The sequence below is a fragment of the Vibrio ulleungensis genome (assembly GCF_016900875.1).
In the GTDB taxonomy this organism is placed as follows: domain Bacteria; phylum Pseudomonadota; class Gammaproteobacteria; order Enterobacterales; family Vibrionaceae; genus Vibrio; species Vibrio ulleungensis.
The window spans coordinates 575,854-598,137 of record NZ_JAFEUM010000002.1; the positions used below are offsets into that span (position 1 = coordinate 575,854).

Annotated in this window: 16 protein-coding genes; 4 read left to right on the plus strand and 12 right to left on the minus strand. The window is 47.4% G+C overall.

The features are described from left to right. Nucleotides 1–6 precede the first annotated feature (6 nt). The 4 genes from JQC93_RS07510 to fabB form a co-directional block, all read right to left on the minus strand. The gene (locus JQC93_RS07510) at nt 7–3,309 is read right to left on the minus strand and encodes a FimV/HubP family polar landmark protein (RefSeq protein ID WP_205157839.1); all 3,303 of its coding nucleotides are present in this window, start codon (nt 3,307–3,309) and stop codon (nt 7–9) included. 178 nt (nt 3,310–3,487) lie between these two features. Further along, the gene (locus JQC93_RS07515; RefSeq protein ID WP_205157840.1) at nt 3,488–4,501 is read right to left on the minus strand and encodes an aspartate-semialdehyde dehydrogenase; all 1,014 of its coding nucleotides are present in this window, start codon (nt 4,499–4,501) and stop codon (nt 3,488–3,490) included. Further along, entirely contained in the window at nt 4,498–5,646 is a 1,149-nt protein-coding gene (locus JQC93_RS07520; protein ID WP_205157841.1) for a 4-phosphoerythronate dehydrogenase, read from the minus strand. Before JQC93_RS07520 ends, JQC93_RS07515 begins: the two co-directional genes overlap by 4 nt. Nucleotides 5,647–5,838: 192 nt before the next feature. After that, nucleotides 5,839–7,050 carry a beta-ketoacyl-ACP synthase I gene (fabB, locus tag JQC93_RS07525; RefSeq protein ID WP_205157842.1) on the minus strand — a complete coding sequence of 404 codons (1,212 nt, stop codon included), beginning with the start codon at nt 7,048–7,050 and terminating at the stop codon, nt 5,839–5,841. Between the two features lie 138 nt (nt 7,051–7,188). On the opposite strand from fabB, the gene mnmC reads away from it, so the two are divergent. Beyond that, complete coding sequence (mnmC, locus tag JQC93_RS07530; RefSeq protein WP_205157843.1) at nt 7,189–9,183, plus strand: bifunctional tRNA (5-methylaminomethyl-2-thiouridine)(34)-methyltransferase MnmD/FAD-dependent 5-carboxymethylaminomethyl-2-thiouridine(34) oxidoreductase MnmC; 1,995 nt, start codon at nt 7,189–7,191, stop codon at nt 9,181–9,183. A 76-nt stretch (nt 9,184–9,259) separates the two neighbouring features. Here the strand turns inward: mnmC and JQC93_RS07535 are convergent, their stop codons facing one another. The 3 genes from JQC93_RS07535 to JQC93_RS07545 all read right to left on the minus strand — a co-directional run bounded on the left by JQC93_RS07535 (nt 9,260) and on the right by JQC93_RS07545 (nt 10,737). Beyond that, nucleotides 9,260–9,787 carry an NADPH-dependent FMN reductase gene (locus JQC93_RS07535; protein WP_205157844.1) on the minus strand — a complete coding sequence of 176 codons (528 nt, stop codon included), beginning with the start codon at nt 9,785–9,787 and terminating at the stop codon, nt 9,260–9,262. A 134-nt stretch (nt 9,788–9,921) separates the two neighbouring features. Next, complete coding sequence (locus tag JQC93_RS07540; RefSeq protein ID WP_205157845.1) at nt 9,922–10,185, minus strand: YfcL family protein; 264 nt, start codon at nt 10,183–10,185, stop codon at nt 9,922–9,924. Nucleotides 10,186–10,206: 21 nt separating this feature from the next. Continuing rightward, complete coding sequence (locus tag JQC93_RS07545) at nt 10,207–10,737, minus strand: elongation factor P hydroxylase (protein ID WP_408068593.1); 531 nt, start codon at nt 10,735–10,737, stop codon at nt 10,207–10,209. Between the two features lie 155 nt (nt 10,738–10,892). On the opposite strand from JQC93_RS07545, the gene traF reads away from it, so the two are divergent. After that, nucleotides 10,893–12,059 (plus strand): conjugal transfer protein TraF, encoded by a 1,167-nt coding sequence (gene traF, locus JQC93_RS07550; RefSeq protein ID WP_205157847.1) that lies wholly within the window; start codon nt 10,893–10,895, stop codon nt 12,057–12,059. Between the two features lie 5 nt (nt 12,060–12,064). Here the strand turns inward: traF and aroC are convergent, their stop codons facing one another. Beyond that, entirely contained in the window at nt 12,065–13,150 is a 1,086-nt protein-coding gene (aroC, locus tag JQC93_RS07555; protein WP_205157848.1) for a chorismate synthase, read from the minus strand. Nucleotides 13,151–13,299: 149 nt separating this feature from the next. Next, nucleotides 13,300–14,232 (minus strand): 50S ribosomal protein L3 N(5)-glutamine methyltransferase, encoded by a 933-nt coding sequence (prmB, locus tag JQC93_RS07560; RefSeq protein WP_205157849.1) that lies wholly within the window; start codon nt 14,230–14,232, stop codon nt 13,300–13,302. Nucleotides 14,233–14,289: 57 nt separating this feature from the next. Between prmB and smrB the strand changes: the two genes are divergently transcribed. Next, complete coding sequence (gene smrB, locus JQC93_RS07565) at nt 14,290–14,814, plus strand: endonuclease SmrB (protein WP_205157850.1); 525 nt, start codon at nt 14,290–14,292, stop codon at nt 14,812–14,814. Between the two features lie 77 nt (nt 14,815–14,891). On the opposite strand, the gene sixA is transcribed toward smrB, so the two are convergent. Beyond that, complete coding sequence (gene sixA / locus JQC93_RS07570; RefSeq protein WP_205157851.1) at nt 14,892–15,356, minus strand: phosphohistidine phosphatase SixA; 465 nt, start codon at nt 15,354–15,356, stop codon at nt 14,892–14,894. Between the two features lie 263 nt (nt 15,357–15,619). On the opposite strand from sixA, the gene JQC93_RS07575 reads away from it, so the two are divergent. Further along, entirely contained in the window at nt 15,620–18,397 is a 2,778-nt protein-coding gene (locus tag JQC93_RS07575) for an insulinase family protein (protein ID WP_205158038.1), read from the plus strand. A 130-nt stretch (nt 18,398–18,527) separates the two neighbouring features. Here the strand turns inward: JQC93_RS07575 and fadJ are convergent, their stop codons facing one another. Together fadJ and fadI are read right to left on the minus strand one after the other, a co-directional pair. Beyond that, complete coding sequence (fadJ, locus tag JQC93_RS07580) at nt 18,528–20,636, minus strand: fatty acid oxidation complex subunit alpha FadJ (RefSeq protein ID WP_205157852.1); 2,109 nt, start codon at nt 20,634–20,636, stop codon at nt 18,528–18,530. Continuing rightward, a complete protein-coding gene (gene fadI, locus JQC93_RS07585; protein WP_205157853.1) occupies nt 20,636–21,943 on the minus strand; it encodes an acetyl-CoA C-acyltransferase FadI in 1,308 nt (435 codons plus the stop codon). Before fadI ends, fadJ begins: the two co-directional genes overlap by 1 nt. Nucleotides 21,944–22,284 lie beyond the last annotated feature (341 nt).

Below are 22,284 nucleotides of genomic sequence, written 5' to 3' on the forward strand. Positions count from 1 at the left end.
GTAACGCTACGACAAACCCTCTTTAATTTGGGTCGCTTCTGTAACAACGCTCTCATCTCCCAGTTCAATGGCTTGGTCGAGCAATCGAACTGCGCCGTCAACATCATTCATCTCTAAGTAGATTTTGGCGAGATCCAGCTTACCAATCGCCTCGCTGTTGTTGTCTACGTCATACGCTTCAACGTCACCAATCACGTCAGGAAACTCATTGAGACCAACATCGAGATTAAGCTCTTCTTCGTCAGCTGCTGTGCCGCTCTCTTGCTGCTCAATTTGCCCCATGAGCTCATCGATGCTCATGTAGTTTGAGTTGGCGACAAGATCCTGCTCTTCGTCCACTTCTTGTGAAGACCAATCCTCTTCCGTCAATTCGGGTTGAGCAGCTTGCTGCTCCCAGATTGCTTGGTCTTCATCTGGAATGTTTTCATCAATCTGTTGACGCTGTTCAGCGGAAAGCTCAAAGCTTGGCCACTCTTGGTCATCTTCGTTTAGTTCTGATTCACGCTCAGGCACACTCGTTTCATCAGGCTGCTCTTGCGAAAGCAATGCATCCAAATCGATAGCTGCGGCATCTAGCGCTTGTTGATCCGCAATAGGTTCGTTGTTCGACGGTTGAACTGGCTCATCAAGCAAGCCTTCTAAAGCGGTATTCTCGTCAAAAACGCCTAGTTCATCATCAGATAAAACAACGTCTTCTGGTGCTAACTCTTGCTGTTCAGGGTGCTCTTCTGGCTCTTGCTCATACTCAGTGGCATCAGCCAGCGCTTGCTCTTCCGTATATTCAGGTAAATCTTCTACACTCAGTACCAGCGGTTCAGACACATCATCGTCACCGTTAGTTAGCGCAGATGGTTCTTCTTCCAACAAGCGAGACGGCTCTATCTCTTGATCGAGCTCCGAAGTTGGCTGGTCAATAACTGTAGCCTCTTCGCTTAGAGCAGTTGCATCAACATTCGGCTCTTCAACTGGCTGTTGTTGCGGTTGAGATTCGATAGCTGCATCCAACTCTGGCACATTCCAATCGTCATCCTGCGGTTGGCCAAATTCGTTTTCAGGCAAACCTAAACTATCAACTATTGGCTCTGGCTCTGGCTCTGGCTCTGGCTCTGGCTCTGGCTCTGGCTCTGGCTCTGGCTCTGGCTCTGGCTCTGGCTCTGGCTCTGGCTCTGGCTCTGGCTCTGGCTCTGGCTCTGGCTCTGGCATGGAAGCTTGTTCTATGATGCTGTCGATGTCTAGCGGATCGTCTTCAACGCTTGTCGCCTGCTGAGGTTGGTTGGCCTCTAAAAGAGCATCAAGTTCGTCATCAAGAACACTTTCTACCTCTGCCTCATCAGACGGAAGTTCGGCAACAGGCTCACTAAACATATCCAGTAAGTCATCAATCTCGTCAACTTCGGATACAGTGTCATTAATCTCTTCAGGTCCAGCAATCTCATCCAAAAGAGAATCAAGTTCATCTTGAGCTTTCACTTCGCTGTCGACGTTATTGTCTGGGCTAAATTCGTCAAGTAACGAGTCGAGCTCTTGCTGCGGGTCGACCACTTCGTTAGTTGAAGCTTGATCACTCTCATCCGCGGGTAGGTCTATGTCGTCACCGGTAGCAAACTCGTCAAGCAATGAATCAAGCTCGTCTTGAGTTTGTGGCTCGGGCTCTTTAACAACAAAATCATCGAGATCGGCAACGTCGCTTTGTAGCTCTGGCGCTATCGACTCATCGACACTAAGATCAAATTCGTCTTCCATAGACGCTGGCGACGACGAAGTTTCAGCAACAGCTTGATCGAACAATGCATCGAAGTCATCTTGGCTTTGTGGCTGGTCTGTTGGAGTCGACTCATCTAAATCATCAAAGTCATTGAGCAACTCGTCTAGCATGGACTGATCAATACCACCATCTAGTGGTTCATTGTCGAGGACACCATCGTCTAAATCGATAGTCTCGTTGTCCGCTTCCGCACGATCTTCTTGTTCATCTATAGAGAAAGAGTCTAGTGCTGCCTCCATCTCCTCGAGCCCGACAGCGGGTTCGCTAGAATTAACGCTAATACCATTAGCCGAGGCGTCGTTAGTACCATCGTCGAGATCAAAGTCACCGTCTTCACCAATATTTGCAAATGGGTCTTCACCATTTTCATCGGTAAGATCATAGTCCAGGTCGGCATCACCAAGATCGGCAAATGGGTCGTCTTCGGCGTTATCTGATGCGTCAGAATTTTCGCTTTCGATATCCATGAGCAGTTCATCGTCATCGATGGCCGCGTCATCATCCATGTCTAGGTCTGGGATGTCTTCGTCCATCGACACGATTGGTGTGACAGACTCAGTAGTTTGTTGCTCTTCATCAGCTTGCGGCTTACTAACCAGCAGGCGAATGATCAAATACAGCACCAATAAGCTAGGCAGTAAAACCAAACCCACGATAAACCAGACATTTGACAGTAAACGGTCCATTAACGTTGGCTGGAGGCGTTGCTGCTCCATCTGTTTTGCTTTTTCGGCGGCCAACTGTTTCTCAACTTCATTACGGATGCGATCTTCATCGCTAAGTTCCGTCTGTAAATCTTGAACTTGGTTTTGCACGGTCGACAACATCACCCGCAGTTCATGATTTTTTTCTTCTAATATCAGCAGTTCACTTTCTGATAACTGAAGTTGCTCTTCAAGTTGGTCAACTTTTTTATCATCGACAACAGGGACCAAGACCTCAGCGGTAGTTTCTACTGTGCTTGCTTCGGTAACACTTGGCTCTGAGGTAGGCACTACTGGAATAACCTCCACAACAGGTGTGACCGTTTGTTCTGGCACTACAGGTTCAATCACCGGCTGCGTCAAAGCAACGTCAGTAGCTGGAGATGACACAGGTTTCGGGCTCTGCGCGATTCGGTCCAGTTTTGCTTGGTGGATTTGCATCAAGCGCTGGGCTTCGGCGGTCGAGTTGGCAGCAATTTGCTCTGCCGAAGGCATCCGCAATCGACTTCCTGGCACCAGCTGGTGAATATTTTGCTCTTCAAACGCGCGCGGGTTTAACCGATATATCGCTAATAAAGTCTGCTGAACACTGAATTGGGCACTTGGCCTTTGTGCACTCGCAATACTCCACAGCGTTTCGGTTTGGCCAGTAGGGCCATAAAATGCAGAAGAACTGGTGGATTCTTGTACTGGCGCGGCGTAGACAATGTCTGGTCTAGGTGGTTGCGGGACGGAACCATCAGGCCCGACCAAGCGTATGGTTTCTGCGTGTAGGCCAGTGGAAGCAATCCCTGCTACCGCTATACCTAATAATAATTTTGTTCTCGAGAAGAATCGCATATATGAAAGCTGCTAAAACGAACCTAGTTATAATCTGTCAAATATATCGGAAACAAACAGCAAAACTGTAGTGCCATACGATAAAAATGTGTTGCTGCGCTAGGAATGGGTGATTAAAAGAAGATTATTGATGACCAAATGGTCGAGCGGTGCCGCAATGGGCACCGCTAAAAGTAGTTTAAAAGTAATCGCGAATTAACACTTCGGCGATTTGCACAGCATTAGTCGCTGCGCCTTTGCGAACATTATCCGCCACGACCCACATATTGAGTCCACTGTGGTGGCTAATATCATTTCGGATACGTCCTACATAGACAGTATCACTGCCACCCGCGTCATCGACGGGCGTTGGGTAATCTTCACCTTGGAAGACTTCTACACCCTCAGTCTGATCCAGTAATTGAGCTGCATAATCCGCGTCGATTGGCGCTTGCGTTTCAATATGCAGCGCTTCTGCGTGGCCATAAAAAACCGGTACGCGTACGCACGTGGGGTTTACTGTAATTGATGGATCATTGAAAATCTTCTGAGTTTCCCACACCATTTTCATCTCTTCCTTGGTGTAGCCATTGTCCATAAACTGATCAATTTGTGGGATCACGTTGAAGGCAATTTGTTTGCTGAATGCACTCGACTCTGCAGGTCGTCCATTTAACAGCGCCGCTGTTTGGCCTGCAAGCTCATCAATACCCGATTTACCCGCGCCTGATACTGATTGATAGGTGGTTACGTTAATTCGTTCAATACCCACCGCATCATGAATAGGCTTGAGCGCCATCAACATCTGAATGGTCGAGCAGTTTGGATTAGCAATGATGTTGCGATTGCGAAACTCCGCTACCGCCTCAGGATTGACTTCTGGTATCACTAGAGGAATGTCGTATTCGTAACGGAACTGGGAGGTGTTATCGATGACCACTACGCCTTCGTCTGCAGCCACTGGCGCCCAACGCTCTGACAACTCACCGCCCGCAGAAAAGAGCGCGATATGCACTTGAGACCAATCGAAGTTTTCGACGTTTTCAACTTTAATGCTTTTGCCGTTAAAACGAGATATTTTCCCTTCACTGCGTTCACTAGCCAACAAATACAAGTTGTCGATAGGAAATTCTCTTTCCTGCAGTACTTCCAACATGGTTTCGCCTACGGCGCCTGTCGCCCCAAAAATTGCAACGTTAAATTGTTGGCTCATTGTGTAACCTCTAGTTTAAAACCAAGCGCGCTCAGTGCCGCTTTAGCATGTTCTGTCTGTGTATTGCTTGTATCAAGCTCAATGGTCACCGCACTGTACTCGCGGCGATCCCAGTAATTCTTACGCATCGCATCAAACGCCCCTTCTGGACCAATTTGGCGGCGGAAAATAGCGTCGTCTCGACGCACGTCATAGATCATTTGAATAATCGAATGCAATGCAGATTCGGTTAACTCAGAGCTTAGACGCATTTGAGATATTGGGGCGGTTGGCAACAAATCCGAGTAGTCAGCATGTTCTTCACGCGCCAAAAACTCAGTAAATGAATTAAAAATCATTGTGGTGCCACGTGCTTTACCTTCTAAACCATAACCGGCGACATGCGGCGTTGCAAAGCGAAGCAAGGGTAACAGGTCTAAATCGACTTGAGGTTCAAACTCAAACACATCGAGCACGGCGCAAAAACCATCATTGCGTTGCAATCTTTGCTTTAAGGCTTGATTGTCGACAATAGGTCCACGGGCCGCGTTGATTAGGATCTGGTCGCCACGCAACGCGTCTAGCCGATCTTGATTTAGCAAATGATAAGTAGGATGCTCACCATCACGGGTAATCGGTGTGTGTAAGGTGATCACATCAGATTGCTGCAGTAGCGAATCCAAAGCTGTAAAAGATCGTGTATCGCCTTGTTGCTCTAGTGGCGGATCGCTCAACAACACTTTAATGCCTAAGCCTTGGAGGCATTTTGCTAAGTAACTGCCGACCTGACCTAAACCGATAATACCCACGGTTTTATCGAAAATAGAACTGCCCTGCTCCTGCGTTAGAACCATCAAGCACGACAACACGTACTCGGCAACACCTACTTTATTACAGCCCGGTGCAGCGGTGAAATGGATCCCTTTTTCTGCCAGTAGCGCTTCATCGACATGGTCTTTACCTGCCGTTGCCGTTCCCACAAACTTGAGTTTGTTAGCATGACGCAGTAACTCTTGATTCACCTTGGTTACAGAACGGATCATCAACCCATCCACATCGATGAGATCTTCGGCGGTGATGGTTCTTCCAGGGAGGGCAATCACCTCCCCTAATTGAGAAAACAGCGCTTGTGCATAGGGCATGTTTTCGTCAATAACAATTCGCATACTATCTCTCTTGAATAAAAGGCCAAGTGCCATTTGAGGCTTATTCTACCTATTGTTACAGTAAATTCTATACCCGTTCGAAAAGCCGTTGAAATTACCTCAGTTTCCACGAAATTCAGACACCACCCAATTTTCGACAAACACAAAAAAGCCCAGCTTAAGCTGGGCTTTCAAAATAACCGAGGCTATTGACTAAGCAGTAAACTTCTTAATCACTAGCGTGGCGTTAGTGCCACCAAAACCGAAGCTGTTAGACATAACGGTATTGAGCTCTTGCTCGCGGGTCTCGGTAACAATATCGAGCCCTTCTGCTGCGTCATCTAAGTTGTTTACATTAATGCTTGGTGCAACAAAACCGTGATGCAGCATCAAGGTTGAATAGATCGCTTCATGCACACCTGCCGCACCGAGTGCGTGACCCGTCATCGCTTTAGTTGCAGAAATTGCAGGGCTGTTGTCGCCAAACACTTCTTGAATAGCACCTAGTTCTTTAACGTCGCCTACAGGTGTTGATGTACCGTGGGTGTTAACGTAATCCACGCCATCCACATTTTGCATGGCCATCTTCATACAGCGGATCGCGCCTTCGCCCGATGGTGCTACCATATCGTAGCCATCTGATGTAGCACCGTAACCTACAATTTCACCGTAGATTTTCGCGCCGCGCGCCAACGCATGCTCAAGTTCTTCAATGACTAACATGCCGCCGCCGCCAGAAATAACAAAACCATCACGATCTGCATCATAGGTACGTGACGCTTGATCTGGTGTGTCATTATATTTTGTAGACAATGCGCCCATTGCATCAAACATCATAGTCAGTGACCAGTCTAGCTCTTCACCACCACCAGCAAAAACAACGTCTTGCTTGCCAAGCTGGATAAGCTCCATGGCATGACCAATACAGTGCGCAGACGTAGCACATGCTGAACTCATAGAGTAGTTCACACCGCGAATTTTGAACGGTGTAGCCAAACACGCAGATACAGTTGACGCCATAGTACGTGGTACCATGTAAGGACCTACACGCTTAACGCCTTTTTCACGCAGGATATCAACGGCATTCACTTGGTTGAGCGATGATGCTCCACCAGAGCCAGCGACAATACCGGTACGGTCGTTAGAAACTTGATCATCCGTTAGACCAGAATCGGCAATTGCTTGCTCCATTGACAGATAAGCGTACGCAGCTGCATCGCCCATGAAACGCATTTTTTTACGATCGATATGCTCGGCAGGATTGATTTTAAGATCGCCCCAAACCTGTGAACGAAGACCTTTCTCTTTAAATTGTTCAGACGCGTTGATGCCTGACTTACCCGCTTTAAGAGACTGCAGAACTTCCTCAGCGTTGTTACCAATACTAGAGACAATCCCCATGCCAGTGATGACGACTCGTTTCATTTCCTATTCCTATTCGTTTAATATGCGACAGATAATACCTAAAGAGGGTAGCTTAACTGGTCAGCTTTCAGCTAAACCTTTACTTGGTCTATCCACTTGGGTCACACTTTTATTCTATTTGCCTTCCATTGAGCCATTATGACACAGATAAAAAACGCCAAACTTGAGTGGAATGACGCGGGAACGCCCGTCTCTGAACAGTTTGATGATGTCTATTTTTCAAACGTTAACGGTCTAAATGAAAGCCGCTATGTGTTTATCGAGCAAAATCAATTACCTCAACGCTTATTTACTCACGACCGTGACCAGTTTGTTGTAGCAGAAACGGGATTTGGCACCGGGCTAAACTTTTTGGCGCTTTGGGAGGTGTATGAACAAGCGCTACAAGAGTCCGAACTCCCGAGGCTGCATTTTATTAGCTTTGAGAAGTTTCCGGTGACGCAAGAGGATCTCGTTAAAGCTCATCAACGCTGGCCTGAGCTTGCGCACTATGCCAAGCAGCTGCAGCAGCAATACCCTCTCGCAACAGCAGGTTGTCATCGTTTATCGTTTTTAGAAGGTCGCCTTACCCTAGATTTATGGTTTGGCGATATTAAAACCACTTTGCCTAACGTCCCTTGCCCTGCTGACGGGTTGGTTGATGCATGGTTTTTAGACGGTTTCGCTCCGAGTAAGAATCCTGATATGTGGTCTCAAGAACTCTTTACCGGCATGGTCAATTTAGGACACTCTGGCTGCACTGTTGCAACGTTTACCGCAGCCGGTTTTGTGCGCCGTGGACTCATCGAAGCTGGCTTTGAGATGCGTAAGGGCAAAGGATTTGGGACAAAGCGAGATATGCTAATAGGCAGCCTACCTCATAGTAATGCTCAAGCTACGATCGCCAGCGACTTACCAAGACATGGCATGCAACACAGTGGCAGCTCGAATGAGTCCGATGAGGTCGCTATTATTGGTGGTGGCATTGCCAGCGTGGTGTTAGCCCAAGCTCTGCTTAAGCGCGGAAAACGAGTAACACTGTATTGCAAGGACGAACAGTTGGCACAAGGCGCCTCAAAAAACGTACAAGGGGCGTTATACCCCTTACTGAGCGCCACTCAACCTCTCATTCACCAACTGTTCTGCAGTGCGTATCAATACGCCCTCAATTTCTACAAACAGTCGGCGGAACAGGTAGAGTTTGATCATGATTGGTGTGGGGTGGTCCAGCTGCTATGGAGTGAAAAACAGGCTACCAAGCTGGGTAAAATCCGCTCGCTTTCTCTGCCGACAGAATTGGTCACATTTCTCAACGTAGAACAAACCAACCAGGTAACGGGTTTAACAATCGATAAAGACTCTCTATTGTACAGCCATGGTGGGTGGCTTGCACCGCAGCAGTTGGTTCAGGGACTGGCCAAATATTTAAGTGATACACAAGCTTTGACCGTGCAGACCAACTGTGAAGTGGTGGCTCTCGATAAGGCCCAGAACTGGCAACTCACACTGGCCAACGGTGAAACACGGGATCATTCCTGCGTTGTCATAGCGAATGGCCATCTGTTCGATAAGTTACTGCCAACCAATAACTTACCGCTAACGAAAGTTAAAGGCCAAGTGAGCAATTGCCCGACCACACCAACGTTGAGTCAACTCAACACTGTTTTATGCTATGACGGCTATATGACGCCAAAGAGTGAACTAGACCAACATCATCGAATTGGTGCCTCATACGATCGAGGAAATATTGATGAAGACTTTGATCAAACGGCGCAACTACAAAACAAAGTGAAATTGGAAACCAGTCTCCCCGATGGCGAGTGGACATCGGATGTTGATGTCAGTGGGAATCTGGCCAAGCAAGGGATTCGCTGTGTCAGTCGAGATCATTTGCCCTTTGTTGGTGGACTGAGCGATTTAGAGTTGCAGAAACAGCGCGCCGTCGATCCGTCAGCAGCGGCCCCTCAATATCAAAACGTATATGCGTTATTGGGGTTGGGCTCTCGAGGGCTAACGACTGCCCCTCTTCTCGCTGAAGTATTAGCAGCGCAAATGTGTCACGAACCATTGCCATTGAGTGTCGAGTTGCTAGAAGCCATCGACCCGAGCCGTATGTGGGTGAGAAAAATCCGTAAAGGGAAGCCGATCGTATAGCCACAAATAGACGCGGCATAAAAAAGCACGGCAATAACAGCCGTGCTTAATCGTATCTTTCTATCGCAGAGTTGACTTAGTTCCTCAGAGTTGAGGCGAGTGTTTTTAACTGCTGCTCTAAATCTGCTTCAATAGGCAAACCTGATTGCACGTCAAAGGTGTCATAGAAACTCGGAACCGAGTGCGAGCCTTTGAGGTCAGCACCAAAATATCCCGCAGACGCGACAGCCGCAGCCAGTACGGTTTTAGCGCCACCTGGACCTGGTGATGTTGCTAAGAACAGCGCGGGCTTATTACCAAATACGTTGCGTTCTATGCGTGACGTCCAGTCAAATAGGTTCTTGTACGCCGCTGTGTAACTGCCATTATGCTCTGCAAAGGCAACCACGATGGCATCGGCTTGTTGCAGCTTGTCCAAGAAGGCTTTTGCACCTTCAGCTTGACCGATTTTCTTTTCCACGTCCTCACTGAACATTGGGACGTCAAAATCATTAAGATCCAGTACTTCTACTGTCGCATCAGGTATCTGAGCTGCAGTGTAGTGAGCGAGAGTTTTATTGATTGAGTTTGAGCTATTTGAAGCTCCAAAAGCGACAACATTCATAAGCGTTCCTTTTCGACAAATTGGATATCTGGTTGACGTCGTCAACTATAGCCATACTTGGCCGCTAACATCAGAGAATAAAGTGAAACAAGATGTTCAAATTTGTTGAATAAGGTTACAGGTGTTGTTCGAAATTACAGTTGCTCGACGAGGTCATTCCATAAATCGTCAACAATCACTCTATCTGCAGGAGTCAATTCTGAGCGAGCTGCATTAAGGCTTGCAGCAACTTTATTTTTGAGCTCATCCACCGAATCGACGCCCTGCTCTTCGCATTCACTCACCGCTAATGAGATATGGCCGCGCAAGTAGCCCCCAGCAAACAGTTCGTCGTCGGAGGCATTTTCTACACGTTGGTCAATCTGGTTCAGTAGTTGTTCTTCAAAATCTAAAATCATGTAACGGGGGTCCTAAATAGTTTAACTGATTGAAAAATCAGTAGGAGACAGTGGTGAGATACCGTAGAAATTGCGCAGCGCCTCTGATAACATCGCGACGCGCTCGGGTAGCCCTTCAGACAGTATGGTTAATACTTCTTGCTGTACTTTAGCGGTAAAAGCCAATCTATCGGGTTCGAACTCACCGTGTAAATTGTCACAGCTCACTCGAAATTGGAAGCCTGCACTGGCAGAAAGAATCCATTCGTAGGCTTGAGGGCGGATTTCGACCTGCTCAAACTCGGCCTGCTTTTTGGCACAGCGGCCATCGGGTTCATACCAATAACCGTAATCTTCCAGAAGACGTCGTTGTGCGCCAGCCACACACCAGTGGGCGATTTCGTGAAGAGCTGAAGCAAAATAACCGCGTGCAAAAATGATCCTATGATGAGCGCAATGCTCATCGGCTGGCAAGTAAATAGGTTCGTCACCTCCCAACTCCAAGCGAGTGGCATAAGAATGACAAAAAGTGTTATCAAAAATGTTAATAATTTCGTTGATAGAATGCACGATGAAAACGCTACGCCTCAGGAAACTGCGCTGCATAGTGTTAAGCATTTAGTAAAATGAATCAACACTTTGCAACACTCTTGTACTTGCTCGCACCTATACTACCTGTAGGCTTTTGTAATCTATAACAATAATTTTCATTAAATGGAACTTGAACTATGAAACGTAACATTCAGTTGACCGCCTTAGCAGTGGCGCTATCTTCAGCATCGGCAACTGCCGCAATTGATGCACGCTCTTTCGCAATGGGCGGAACCGGCGTATCAAACGCAAACTTTCTTACCAGCAGTTTTCATAACCCCGCGCTAGCCGCACGTTATTCCGACAGTGATGACTTTGGTATGATCCTGCCAACCATTAACGTACGCGCTCACGATAGCGGTGACCTCGTTACAAGCATCGATAACTTTTCTGACGCGTTTGACCGCTGGGATGAAAGTAACGGTTCGGACGATCAAGCCAAACAAGAGTGGATTGACGCACTTTCGGCAATGGATGGCGAAATCGTCAATGCTGACGTTAGCACGGGTATGGTCGTTGCCATCCCTAACCGCTATTTAAGTGCTAACTTTTTCGCCATGGTGAACGCCTCTGTCATTGCTGCACCAAGTGTTGATGATAGCGACTTCAACATTACCGACCCAGACGAAGAGCTAAAATCAAGCGTGCTCGGTTTAGGTGCAGGAACGGTGGACATTGGTATTACTTTGGCAAGAGAGCTTCAAGTAGACGCCCTACCTGGCCGTTTATACTTAGGTGTATCGCCAAAATTCCAACAGTTGCTTGCATTGGGTTACAGCGCCTCAGCCGAGGATGCGGACGATGACGATTTTGACTTCGATGACGCAAACACCAGCACAGGGTTTAACTTGGACATAGGTTTAGCGTACGACATCAACGATCAAATCCAACTTGGCTTTAGCGCTAAAAACCTGATTGAAAACACTTTAGAGACCAACAGCTACACAGGCGTTAATGGCAGTTCAACTAACGCAACCTACGTTGTGGGACCAGAGTACGTAATTGGTGCGTCCTACCAAACCAAACTGTTTGCTGTGTCTGCGGACTTTGATATTAACGAGAAAAAATACTTCGAAGAAATTGACTACGCGACACAATTTGCGCGTGTGGGTGCAGAATTTGATGCATGGTCATGGGCACAGATTCGCGCAGGTTACTCAATGTCTTTAAATGATCACTCTGAAGACATGATTACTGCGGGTCTAGGACTTAAGCTGTTTGGTACAGCCGGTATCGACCTGTCTGCGGGTTATGGAAGCGACAACAACTATGGTGTTGCCGCTCAGTTCATTATGCAGCTGTAATTGTATTAAATGGCTGGAGTCTCGGTGGTGACACCGTGATTCTGGCCACGATGACGCAGCAGATGGTCCAGCAGGACAATGGCAAGCATCGCTTCTGCAATCGGGACCGCACGGATACCCACACAAGGATCGTGGCGCCCCTTAGTGATCAGCTGCGTCGATTCACCTTGTCTGGTAATGGTTTCACCAGGAACGGTAATGCTCGACGTTGGCTTAAGGGCAATACTGGCCACAATATCTTGTCCAGTAGAAATACCGCCTAAAATACCGCCCGCATGGTTAGACTTAAACCCCTCTGGCGTTAGCTCGTCACGGTGCTGACTGCCCTTTTGCTGTGCCACTTCAAAGCCGTCACCAATCTCAACACCTTTTACCGCATTGATGCTCATCAGTGCGTGCGCAATATCCGCATCCAGTCGATCAAAAATCGGCTCGCCCAATCCCAAAGGTACCTGTGTTGCAACCACCGTTAGCTTGGCGCCAATAGAATCACCTTGCTTTTTAAGATCGCGGATAAGCTGGTCAAACTGGTCAACTTTGTCGACATCAGGACAGAAAAACGGATTATTTTCAATTTCGTTCCAATCGACTTTATCAATTGATACATCGCCCATTTGCGACAAGTAGGCGCGAACTTCCACCCCAAACTCTTGCTTAAGGTACTTTTTCGCTACAGCGCCTGCCGCCACGCGCATCGCAGTTTCACGAGCTGACGAACGACCACCGCCTCGGTAGTCTCGAACACCGTATTTTTGATGATAGGTATAGTCGGCGTGACCTGGGCGGAACTTATCTTTAATTTCTGAATAGTCTTTAGTGCGCTGATCGGTGTTTTCAATCAACAAGCCGATAGAGGTACCGGTCGTTTGACCTTCAAATACACCGGATAAGATTTTCACTTGATCCGGCTCTCTACGTTGGGTGGTATAGCGAGAGGTACCAGGGCGACGACGGTCGAGATCACCTTGCAAGTCAGCTTCTGAAAGCTCAAGGCCAGGAGGACATCCATCCACGATACAGCCCAATGCCAGTCCGTGACTCTCTCCAAAAGTGGTCACTCTAAAGTGTTGCCCAATACTGTTTCCTGCCATTACTTCCTCTTGTTAGTGCTGTTTTTTTCCTATCCCCCATAGTCGCTTGTCATTTCTGGCTTGTAAAGAGTTGATTGACACAATGAAAAACAAAAAACGCCAGCCCAAAGGCTGACGTTTCACTGTAATTAACTTGCTATAAAGGAATATCAGTCGATATACAGAGCAAATTCATCGGCATGCTCTATCAGCTGCTGTTTGGTCAGCATAAACACACCGTGGCCGCCATTTTCAAATTCAATCCAAGTGAATGGGATCTGCGGGTATTGCTCCATCATATGTACCATAGAGTTGCCCACCTCACAGATTAAGATCCCTTGATCGGTTAGGTAGTTTGGCGCGTTCGCTAAGATTCGGCGAACCAACTTAAGACCGTCACTGCCCGCCGCTAAGCCTAGCTCGGGCTCATGCTTAAACTCTTCAGGTAACGTGCCCATGTCTTCTTCATCGACATAAGGAGGGTTAGTCACAATCAGGTCATAATGATCTTTCGGGATGTCGCGCAATAGATCCGAGCGAATAGGGAAAACTTGTTGCTCTAAGCCGTGGTCCTGAATGTTTTGCTCGGCCACTGCTAACGCGTCTGTAGAAATGTCTACCGCATCGACTTCGGCGTTAGGGAACGCATACGCACAAGCGATAGCAATACAACCACTACCAGTACACAAGTCCATTACGCGAGTCGGTTCAACGGTTAGCCATGGCTGAAATTGATTTTCAATCAGCTCACCAATTGGCGAACGCGGCACCAGTACACGTTCGTCAACGAAGAATTCTAAGCCACAAAACCACGCTTTATTGGTCAAATAAGATGTTGGTACACGCTCATTAATACGGCGGATCACCTTTTCTACAATACGATGACGCTCGCTGGAAGTAAGACGAGAATCAAGGACATGCGCGGGCACATCAATAGGAAGATAAATAGAAGGAAGGATCAGTTGTACTGCTTCATCCCAAGAATTATCGGTTCCGTGACCATAAAAAAGGCCGGCTGCATTAAAACGGCTTACCGTCCAGCGAATCATGTCTTGTAGGGTACGTAATTCGCCTACGACTTCATCGACAAAAATCTTATCCAAAATGAACTCCAAAAAGGGTTACAATAGCACCTATATTGTCATCGATTTAAATACCCTATGTCTAATCAAGATTTTGAAGACGAGTGGGCACTGTTTCGTGACGAAGTAAAAGGCGTCAAAAAGTTCCAACAGGATACCATACTTCCGACCACTGGCAGAGGCCAAAAACAGAAGCAACAACTCAAGACCGACCGCGAAGCCAAAGACAACGAATTTTTCTTTTCAGACGAATTCGTTCCTCACTTGAGCGAAGACGGCCCAACACGCTATGCACGCAGTGATGTGTCTAAATACGAAGTAAAACGACTGCGTCGCGGAGTGTATGTGCCCGACGTATATTTGGATATGCACGGCATGACTCAGCAAGAAGCCAAGCGAGAACTGGGTGCGATGATCGCACACTGCTTGTCAGAAAGTGTCTCGTGTGCCTGTGTAATGCATGGGATTGGAAAGCATATTCTAAAACAGAAAGTACCTTTGTGGCTGGCGCAGCATCCCGACGTGATGGCTTACCATCAAGCGCCGCTAGAATTTGGTGGTGATGGTGCACTTCTGGTTTTGCTGTCTATTCCTGAAAAATAACAAATCTTAAAAACATAAAACGGCGGGCGGATCGTCATCGACAATCCGCCCGCTTTTTTTGTCTGTTTTGGCTTTTGCTACGCCGTGACTTGCCAAAGTAGCTCACCACTTTGCCTTTCTACATCCACTTCTACACACGCAAGACCTGAGGTTGGAAACATCGGGGGACTGATCCCTTGAGCCAACTCCGCAGTGAGGTAGCCTACAAGCGGTAAGTGTGACACCAGCAATATGGATTCCAGCGTCTTAGACTCTGCTAAGGCATACAAAAACTGCGCTACATCTAACGCATCACCGTACGGAGTTATATCGTCGCTATTATCGAGATGTTTAGCCTGAAAGCACTGGCTGATCTGCTGCCAAGTTTGCTGAGCGCGCACATACGGGCTCACCAACACTTGATCAAATTGCTCTATACCCATCGAAACACATTTTTGAGCAACAGCAACAGAGGCTTGTTCTCCCCGTGGGGTTAAATTACGCTCAGCGTCACTATTAGCAAACATTTCCGCTTCCCCGTGACGCATGATGTATATCTTCATTCTGCTTTACCTTTACCGCAACCGCTGGCAACAAATTATGTCCAACACACCAAATGCGAAGACCATAACCATAGCGCCAACAAAAAGCACTTAATAATTGAGCCGATTATAGTGACTGTAACTGAAAAGACTTCGACCTCGCTAACACAAATACAAATAAAGTGAGTAACAAGATTTGATCAAAAACATAAGCCGTTCATAATTAACTGATTGAGCACCTGTTTTTAGGATAGCTCGTTTTTGGAGAGCACACATTGGATATTGTGAAAACCAGTCCCAACGATAAAAACCGCTACAGGCACCTACTGCTGGATAACCAGCTCAAGGTTTTGTTGGTCGAATCTGATGAGTCGCCAAAGTCGTCAGCCGCTCTCGCCGTTAATGTGGGTCACTATGATGATCCCAACGATAGGCCTGGGCTGGCACACTTTCTAGAGCATATGCTGTTTTTAGGCACCAAAGAATTCCCCCAAATTGGTGAGTTTCAGAACTTTATATCGCAGCATGGCGGCAGCAATAATGCGTGGACTGGACCAGAGCACACCTGCTATTTTTTCGACATTTCAAACTCGCATTTTGAACAGGCACTCGCTCGATTTAGCCGCTTTTTTGTGTCTCCACTTTTTCATGCCGAAGCCGTCGAAAAAGAACGCATGGCGGTCGACTCTGAATTTCAAATGAAGCTCAACGACGACGCACGCAGACTATACGAAGTGCATAAAGCCGTGGTCAATCAGCAGCACCCTTTTAGCAAATTTTCGGTGGGCAATGCTCAAACTCTACACGATAAACCCGATAGCCCTATCCGTGACGAACTGCTTGAGTTTTACCAGCAGCACTATTCTGCTGACTTAATGACTCTGTGTTTAGTGTCGCCACATTCGCTCGACGAGCAGCAATCGGTGGTTGAAGAGCTTTTTAGCGATGTCATTAACCGAAACAAAGCCAGTAAATCGGTCACTGTTCCTTTTTGGACGCCCAATCAAGCACCGCAATGGATCCACATTCAACCTATAAAAGAGATGCGTAAACTCACTGTAGCGTTTGAGTTTCCATCTATGATTGAGCACTACCAAACCAAACCCTTGTCTTACATCGCCCATATGATCGGCTATGAGGGTGGTGGAAGTGTTACACAGTGGTTGAAGCATAAAGAGTGGATCACCTCTCTAGCAGCAGGTGGTGGTGCAAGTGGGTCAAATTTTCGAGAGTTTACGGTCAGTTGTATACTCACGCCCGAAGGCCTCGAGCACTGTGAAGAGATTATCGAGCGGCTGTTTCAGTACATACGACTCGTCACACAACACGGTTTGTCATCATGGCGCTATGACGAAAAGCGCGCTGTCATGGAAGCGGCATTTCGCTTTCAAGAATCGATCAAACCTATGGATTTGGCGTCTCATCTCGTCATGAGTTTGCAGCATTATCAGCCTGATGACGCCGTCTATGGCGATTATATGATGCAAGCCTATGACGCCGAACTCACTCAGCAACTTGCTTCGACTCTGACCCCAGAAAACTGCCGAGTCACGTTGGTTTCGCAGCAAGGGAGTTTTGATCAAACAGCCGATTGGTATGACACTCCCTACTCTATCGCAGACATTCCAGCAGAGCTTATTGAAAAGTGGCGCCAAGCACCCGCTCATCCAGAGATGTACTTGGCCGACGAAAACCCGTATATCTGCCATCATCTAGAAACCCAGAATTTGGAGTCCGAAGCCACCCTTCCCGAGCAAATACAGAACCTTCCGGGGTTTACGCTGTGGCATCTGCAAGAGCCTGAAATTCGAGTACCTAAAGGGGCTATTTACGTCGCCATCGACAGCCCAAAATCGGTCGAAACCCCAAGGCGAATTGTCATGCTAAAACTGTGTGTTGAACTATTTATGGATGCACTCAGCAAGCGCACCTATCAAGCAGAGCTTGCGGGAATGAGCTACAACATCTATGCCCATCAAGGCGGCTTAACCTTGGCGTTATATGGCTTTAGTGAAAAGATGCCGCAACTGTTAAGCTTAATTTTAGAGCGCTTTAAACAACGCGAATTTCAACGTTCACGCTTTGAGGAGATTAAGCAGCAGTTGCAACGTTTTTGGGCCAATTCTCGTCATGATAGACCTATATCGCAGCTGTTTAATTGCCTGAGCGGCTTACTACAACCTAATAATCCACCACATAAAGTACTACTTGAAGCACTCAATGATATTGAAGTCGATGAGTTGCCGGTGTTTGTTGGCGAATTGCTCGACACCCTACACGTCGAAATGTTTGTTTACGGAGACTGGCAAAGACATCAAGCTCTAGATATGGGCGACGCACTTAAAGATGCACTGCGAGTTAAAGATCAGGAGTATCGAGAGTCACTTCGCCCACTGATAATGCTAGGCAATACTGGCTCTTCCCACCGCGAGGTCTTTTGTGATCAGCCAGATTCGGCAGTGGTGGTCTACCAACAAGCGCAAACTTCCACACCTAGAAATGTGGCTCTATTTACCTTAACCAACCAATTGATGTCGTCAGAATTTTTCCATCAAATCCGCACCAAACAACAACTGGGTTATATGGTAGGAACGGGCAATATGCCGCTAAATCGCCACCCTGGTATCGTGTTCTATGTGCAGTCTCCGACGGCGGGCTCTGGACATTTGTTATCAGCCATCGACGAGTTTTTGAATGCGTTTTATATGGTGCTATTGGAGCTAACCGACTACCAATGGCATAGCAGTAAGCGCGGATTACTCAACCAAATCATGACGCCTGATGCCAATCTAAAAGCAAAGGGGCAACGCCTGTGGGTAGCCATTGGCAACAAAGATCATGGCTTCTCGCACCGCGATACTGTCATAGAAGAAATTAAACAGCTTAGCCGCGCCGACATGATCCGCTTTGTCGTCGAACAGCTCAAACCTCGCACCGCAACACGCTTAGTGATGTCGACTCAGGGAACCAACCATGAGAACGAGCCCAAAGTTCAACTTGGGCAAGACATTCTCAGCATAGAGCAGTTTCACGCCCTTCCCCGAAATACCGAACTGGGATAAAAAAGTCCCTCATCCGCAATTACGCATGATGAGGGACTTATCTTCTAGTGGTTAAACATCGAGTTATTCTCTATAAGTAAAACTCGATGTCGAACCTCAACAAACGGTTAGTCCGCTGTTATTTCGCTATTCACTTGCCGTAAAAGCTTTCGCCATTTTCGGCCATACGTTCTAACACATCACAAGGCTTAAAGCGTTCACCGTAAGAATCGGCAAAGCTATTCATCTTAGCGACCAGCTCTGGCAAGCCATATTGGTCCATATAACGGAATGGCCCACCTAAGAATGGAGGGAAACCAATACCGAAGATAGCGCCAATGTCGCCATCACGAGCACTGCGTATGATCCCTTCTTCCAAACACAACACCGCTTCATTAAGCATTGGTAGTACACATCTTAATGCTAAGTCTTCAGCGCTAATGCTTTGATTTGGCGTAATCGACAATACCTTATACACCGTCTCATCTACTTTCTTATCTTTGCCTTTGTAGGTATAGAAACCTTTGCCAGATTTGCGCCCTTTACGATCATCTTTAAGCAAGATGTCAAACACATCCGGCCCTTGGAATCGTGGCCCCAGCTCATTAACCAAAATGGGCATAATTTTCGAGCCTATATCGACACCCACTTCATCGAGTAAGGTGATTGGTCCCACAGGGAAGCCGAAATCGAGCAATGACTTATCAATATGTTCGATGGGTTCATTAGCCAATAACAAGTGAGCAGATTCATTCATGTACGGGGCTAGGATCCGGTTGACGAAAAAGCCTGCTTTGTCTTTCACAACAATCGGTGTTTTACCTTGTTTGCGGGCAAACGCGACAGTAGTTGCTATCGTTTGTTCAGACGTTCCTTCATGCGGAATGATCTCTGCAAGGGGCATTTTTTCTGCTGGTGAGAAGTAGTGCAAACCAATGACATTCTCTGGCTTATCCGCTTGCTCAGCAATTTGCGCGATTGGCAAAGACGATGTATTGGTCGCAAATATCACGCCCGATTTGCCGTTTTGCTCGATGTCATTCACCATCTGCTGCTTCAGTGAAAGATCTTCAAATACCGCTTCAATCACCATATCGGCCTGACTGAAGGTAGTAAAATCCGTTCCGCCGGTTAATTGGTTCATGTTGGCTTGAACTTTTGCTCTGGTTAAAATGCGGCGCTTACGCTGCTTTTCAAACAGTTTGTAGTTGTACTGAAGCGCATTCAGCACGCCCTTTTCACTCACATCCTTAACCCGAACAGGCACTTTGGCTTTGGCAACGCTCACATGAGCTATGCCTGCGCCCATTAAACCGCCACCCAATACACCAATACGGTTAACGGCTTGAGGCTCAGCATCGGCGCCGTTGTCTTTTTTCATTTCTGTCGTAGCGAAAAAGATAGAGCGCAGCGCTTTGGACTCAGAAGTCATCACCAATTCACCAAATCGCTTCGCTTCGTTCGCAAGGCCTTTCTTCATGCCTTTTTCAAGGCCAAAGCGGATCACATCTAAAATAGCTTCTGCCGCAGGATAATTACCTCGTGTCTTGGAAAGCGTTTGCTTGCGTGCTTTATCGAAAATCACGCCACGTCCAACACCCGACATCAATTTTTCTTTGGTCGAGACTTTGCGCTTAGGTTTGGACTTAGCCGCATATTGTGCAGCCACAGTCAGCAGCACCGTATTGGGTACCGACTCTTCGACTAGGCCAAGCTTCTTCGCTTTTTTAGCGCGCAACTGCTTGCCGGTTAAAATAATATCCAACGATGCCAACAGCCCTATCAAACGCGGTAAGCGCTGCGTGCCACCAGAGCCAGGTAACAACCCTAGTTGAACTTCAGGCAGACCCAGTCGCGTAATGTCTGCATCACTGCTGATACGGTAATCACACGCTAATGCGAGCTCTAGGCCACCGCCTAGGCACGGGCCATGAATGGCCGCAACGGTTGTAAATGGCATAGACGCCAACTTATCAAACATCTGCTGGCCCTTGGCTGCAAGCCCTTCGGCTTCGGCTGCGGTGGTGCAAGCATCGAGCATGCGTACGTCAGCGCCGGCGACAAAATTATCGGGTTTGGTCGAGTGCACCACCAATCCTGTTAATTTGTCTTGTTTAGACTCAAGCTCAACAAAGATCTCTTCCATCTCGTCAGCAAAGGCCGATTGTAAGGTATTCATTTTCTCGCCAGGTACGTCAATTGACAACCAAGCCAGATTGTTTTCGTCTATTGTGAGAGTAAATGCTTTATCTTGAATCATTATTCTGCCTCCAACACCATTGCAGCGCCTAGTCCACCTGCGGCACACGCTGTATTAAGCGCAAGGCCACCTCCACGTCGTTTCAACTCGCGAAGAGTTTGAGTGATCATTCGGGTTCCGGTTGCTGCAAAGGGGTGACCGTAAGCAATCGAGCTTCCCATAACATTAAATTTGTCCATATCAATCTCGCCAATCGCGCGGCTTCGATTCAGTTTCTCTTTGGCAAATTTTTCACTACCGAACATTTTCACATTGGACAGCGCTTGAGCGGCAAAGGCTTCGTGCATTTCAATGAGTGTTAGATCTTGCAGCGTGATACCCGCGCGATCCAACGCGATAGGCGTTGCGTAAGAAGGTCCCATCAGCATGTCTTCCCACACGTCAATGGCAGAAAACGCATAAGAGCGAATGTAGCCCAGAACGTCTAATCCAAGCTCTTTTGCGCGACCTTCACGCATTAACATGATGGCAGATGCGCCATCAGTAAGCGGCGTCGCATTTGCCGCAGTAACAGTACCAAACTTACGGTCAAACGCAGGGCGTAATTTGGCGTAGCTTTCTAATTGAGAGTCAAAGCGAACGTTGTTGTCTCTATCAATAAACGCTTTGTAAGGTTCTGGATAGGCGGTCATTACTTCGTCACGCAGCAATCCATCATTCCAAGCTTGCGCGGCTAGCGAGTGCGAACGGTGCGCCAACTCATCTTGCTCTAAACGAGTAATGCCATGAGATTTCGCCATTTGTTCGGCGGTCTGCCCCATACTTAAGCCTGTTGAGTACTCAGCAACAGCAGGCGGCACAGGCATAAGATCTTTAAACGACAAACTTTTTAGAATCTTCAGTTTTTGTCCGACGGTTTTTGTTTTACTCAGCGCAAGAAGGTTTGCCGCCAACTTTTTTGAAACGCCAATCGGCAACACAGACGATGAGTCCGCACCGCCAGCAATACCAATTTCAACGGTACCTGACAAAATGCTTTCTGCAACGTTTGCAGCGGCTTGGAAAGACGTCGCACAAGCTCGAGTCACACTGTAGGCGTCGGTGTGCACATTCATTCCTGTACCCAGTACGATTTCACGCGCAATGTTTGGGGCTGCAGGCATCTGGATCACTTGCCCAAAAACCACTTGATCGATCAGAGCCGGGTCAATGTCGGTTCGGGCCATTAATTCGTTCACTACCATTTTACCTAAATCTACGGCAGCCACTTGGCCAAACTCGGTACTCTGTCTCGCAAAAGGCGTACGCAGTCCTGAGACGACGGCAATCCTTTCACCTGAAGGGGTTTTCAAATTTTGAACGCCCATAGCTTCTCCTTTATCAATTCACGCGTCCGTGGCGAAATAATCACCGACGGTTTGTCTTTATTGTCGTTGTTGCCTCTGCGTCAGTTAACAAAAATCAGAGGTCAGACCTCAGGCCATTGTAACCAATTTGTTAACAACTTCAAACGTGCGTTTAAAAATAATAGTTAGAAAAGTGTTACAAAGCACAAAATGGGAGGTTATCGACAAGCAAGCTGTTTGAAGTATTTGTGCTAAATGAGTCGGCAAGAGTAAGAATCGAGAATCGAGGTAGGTTAGAATAATGGGACAAAAAAAACCACGCTCAGTGGCGTGGTAGAGTAATTTCTTTTTTTAGTGGGGCA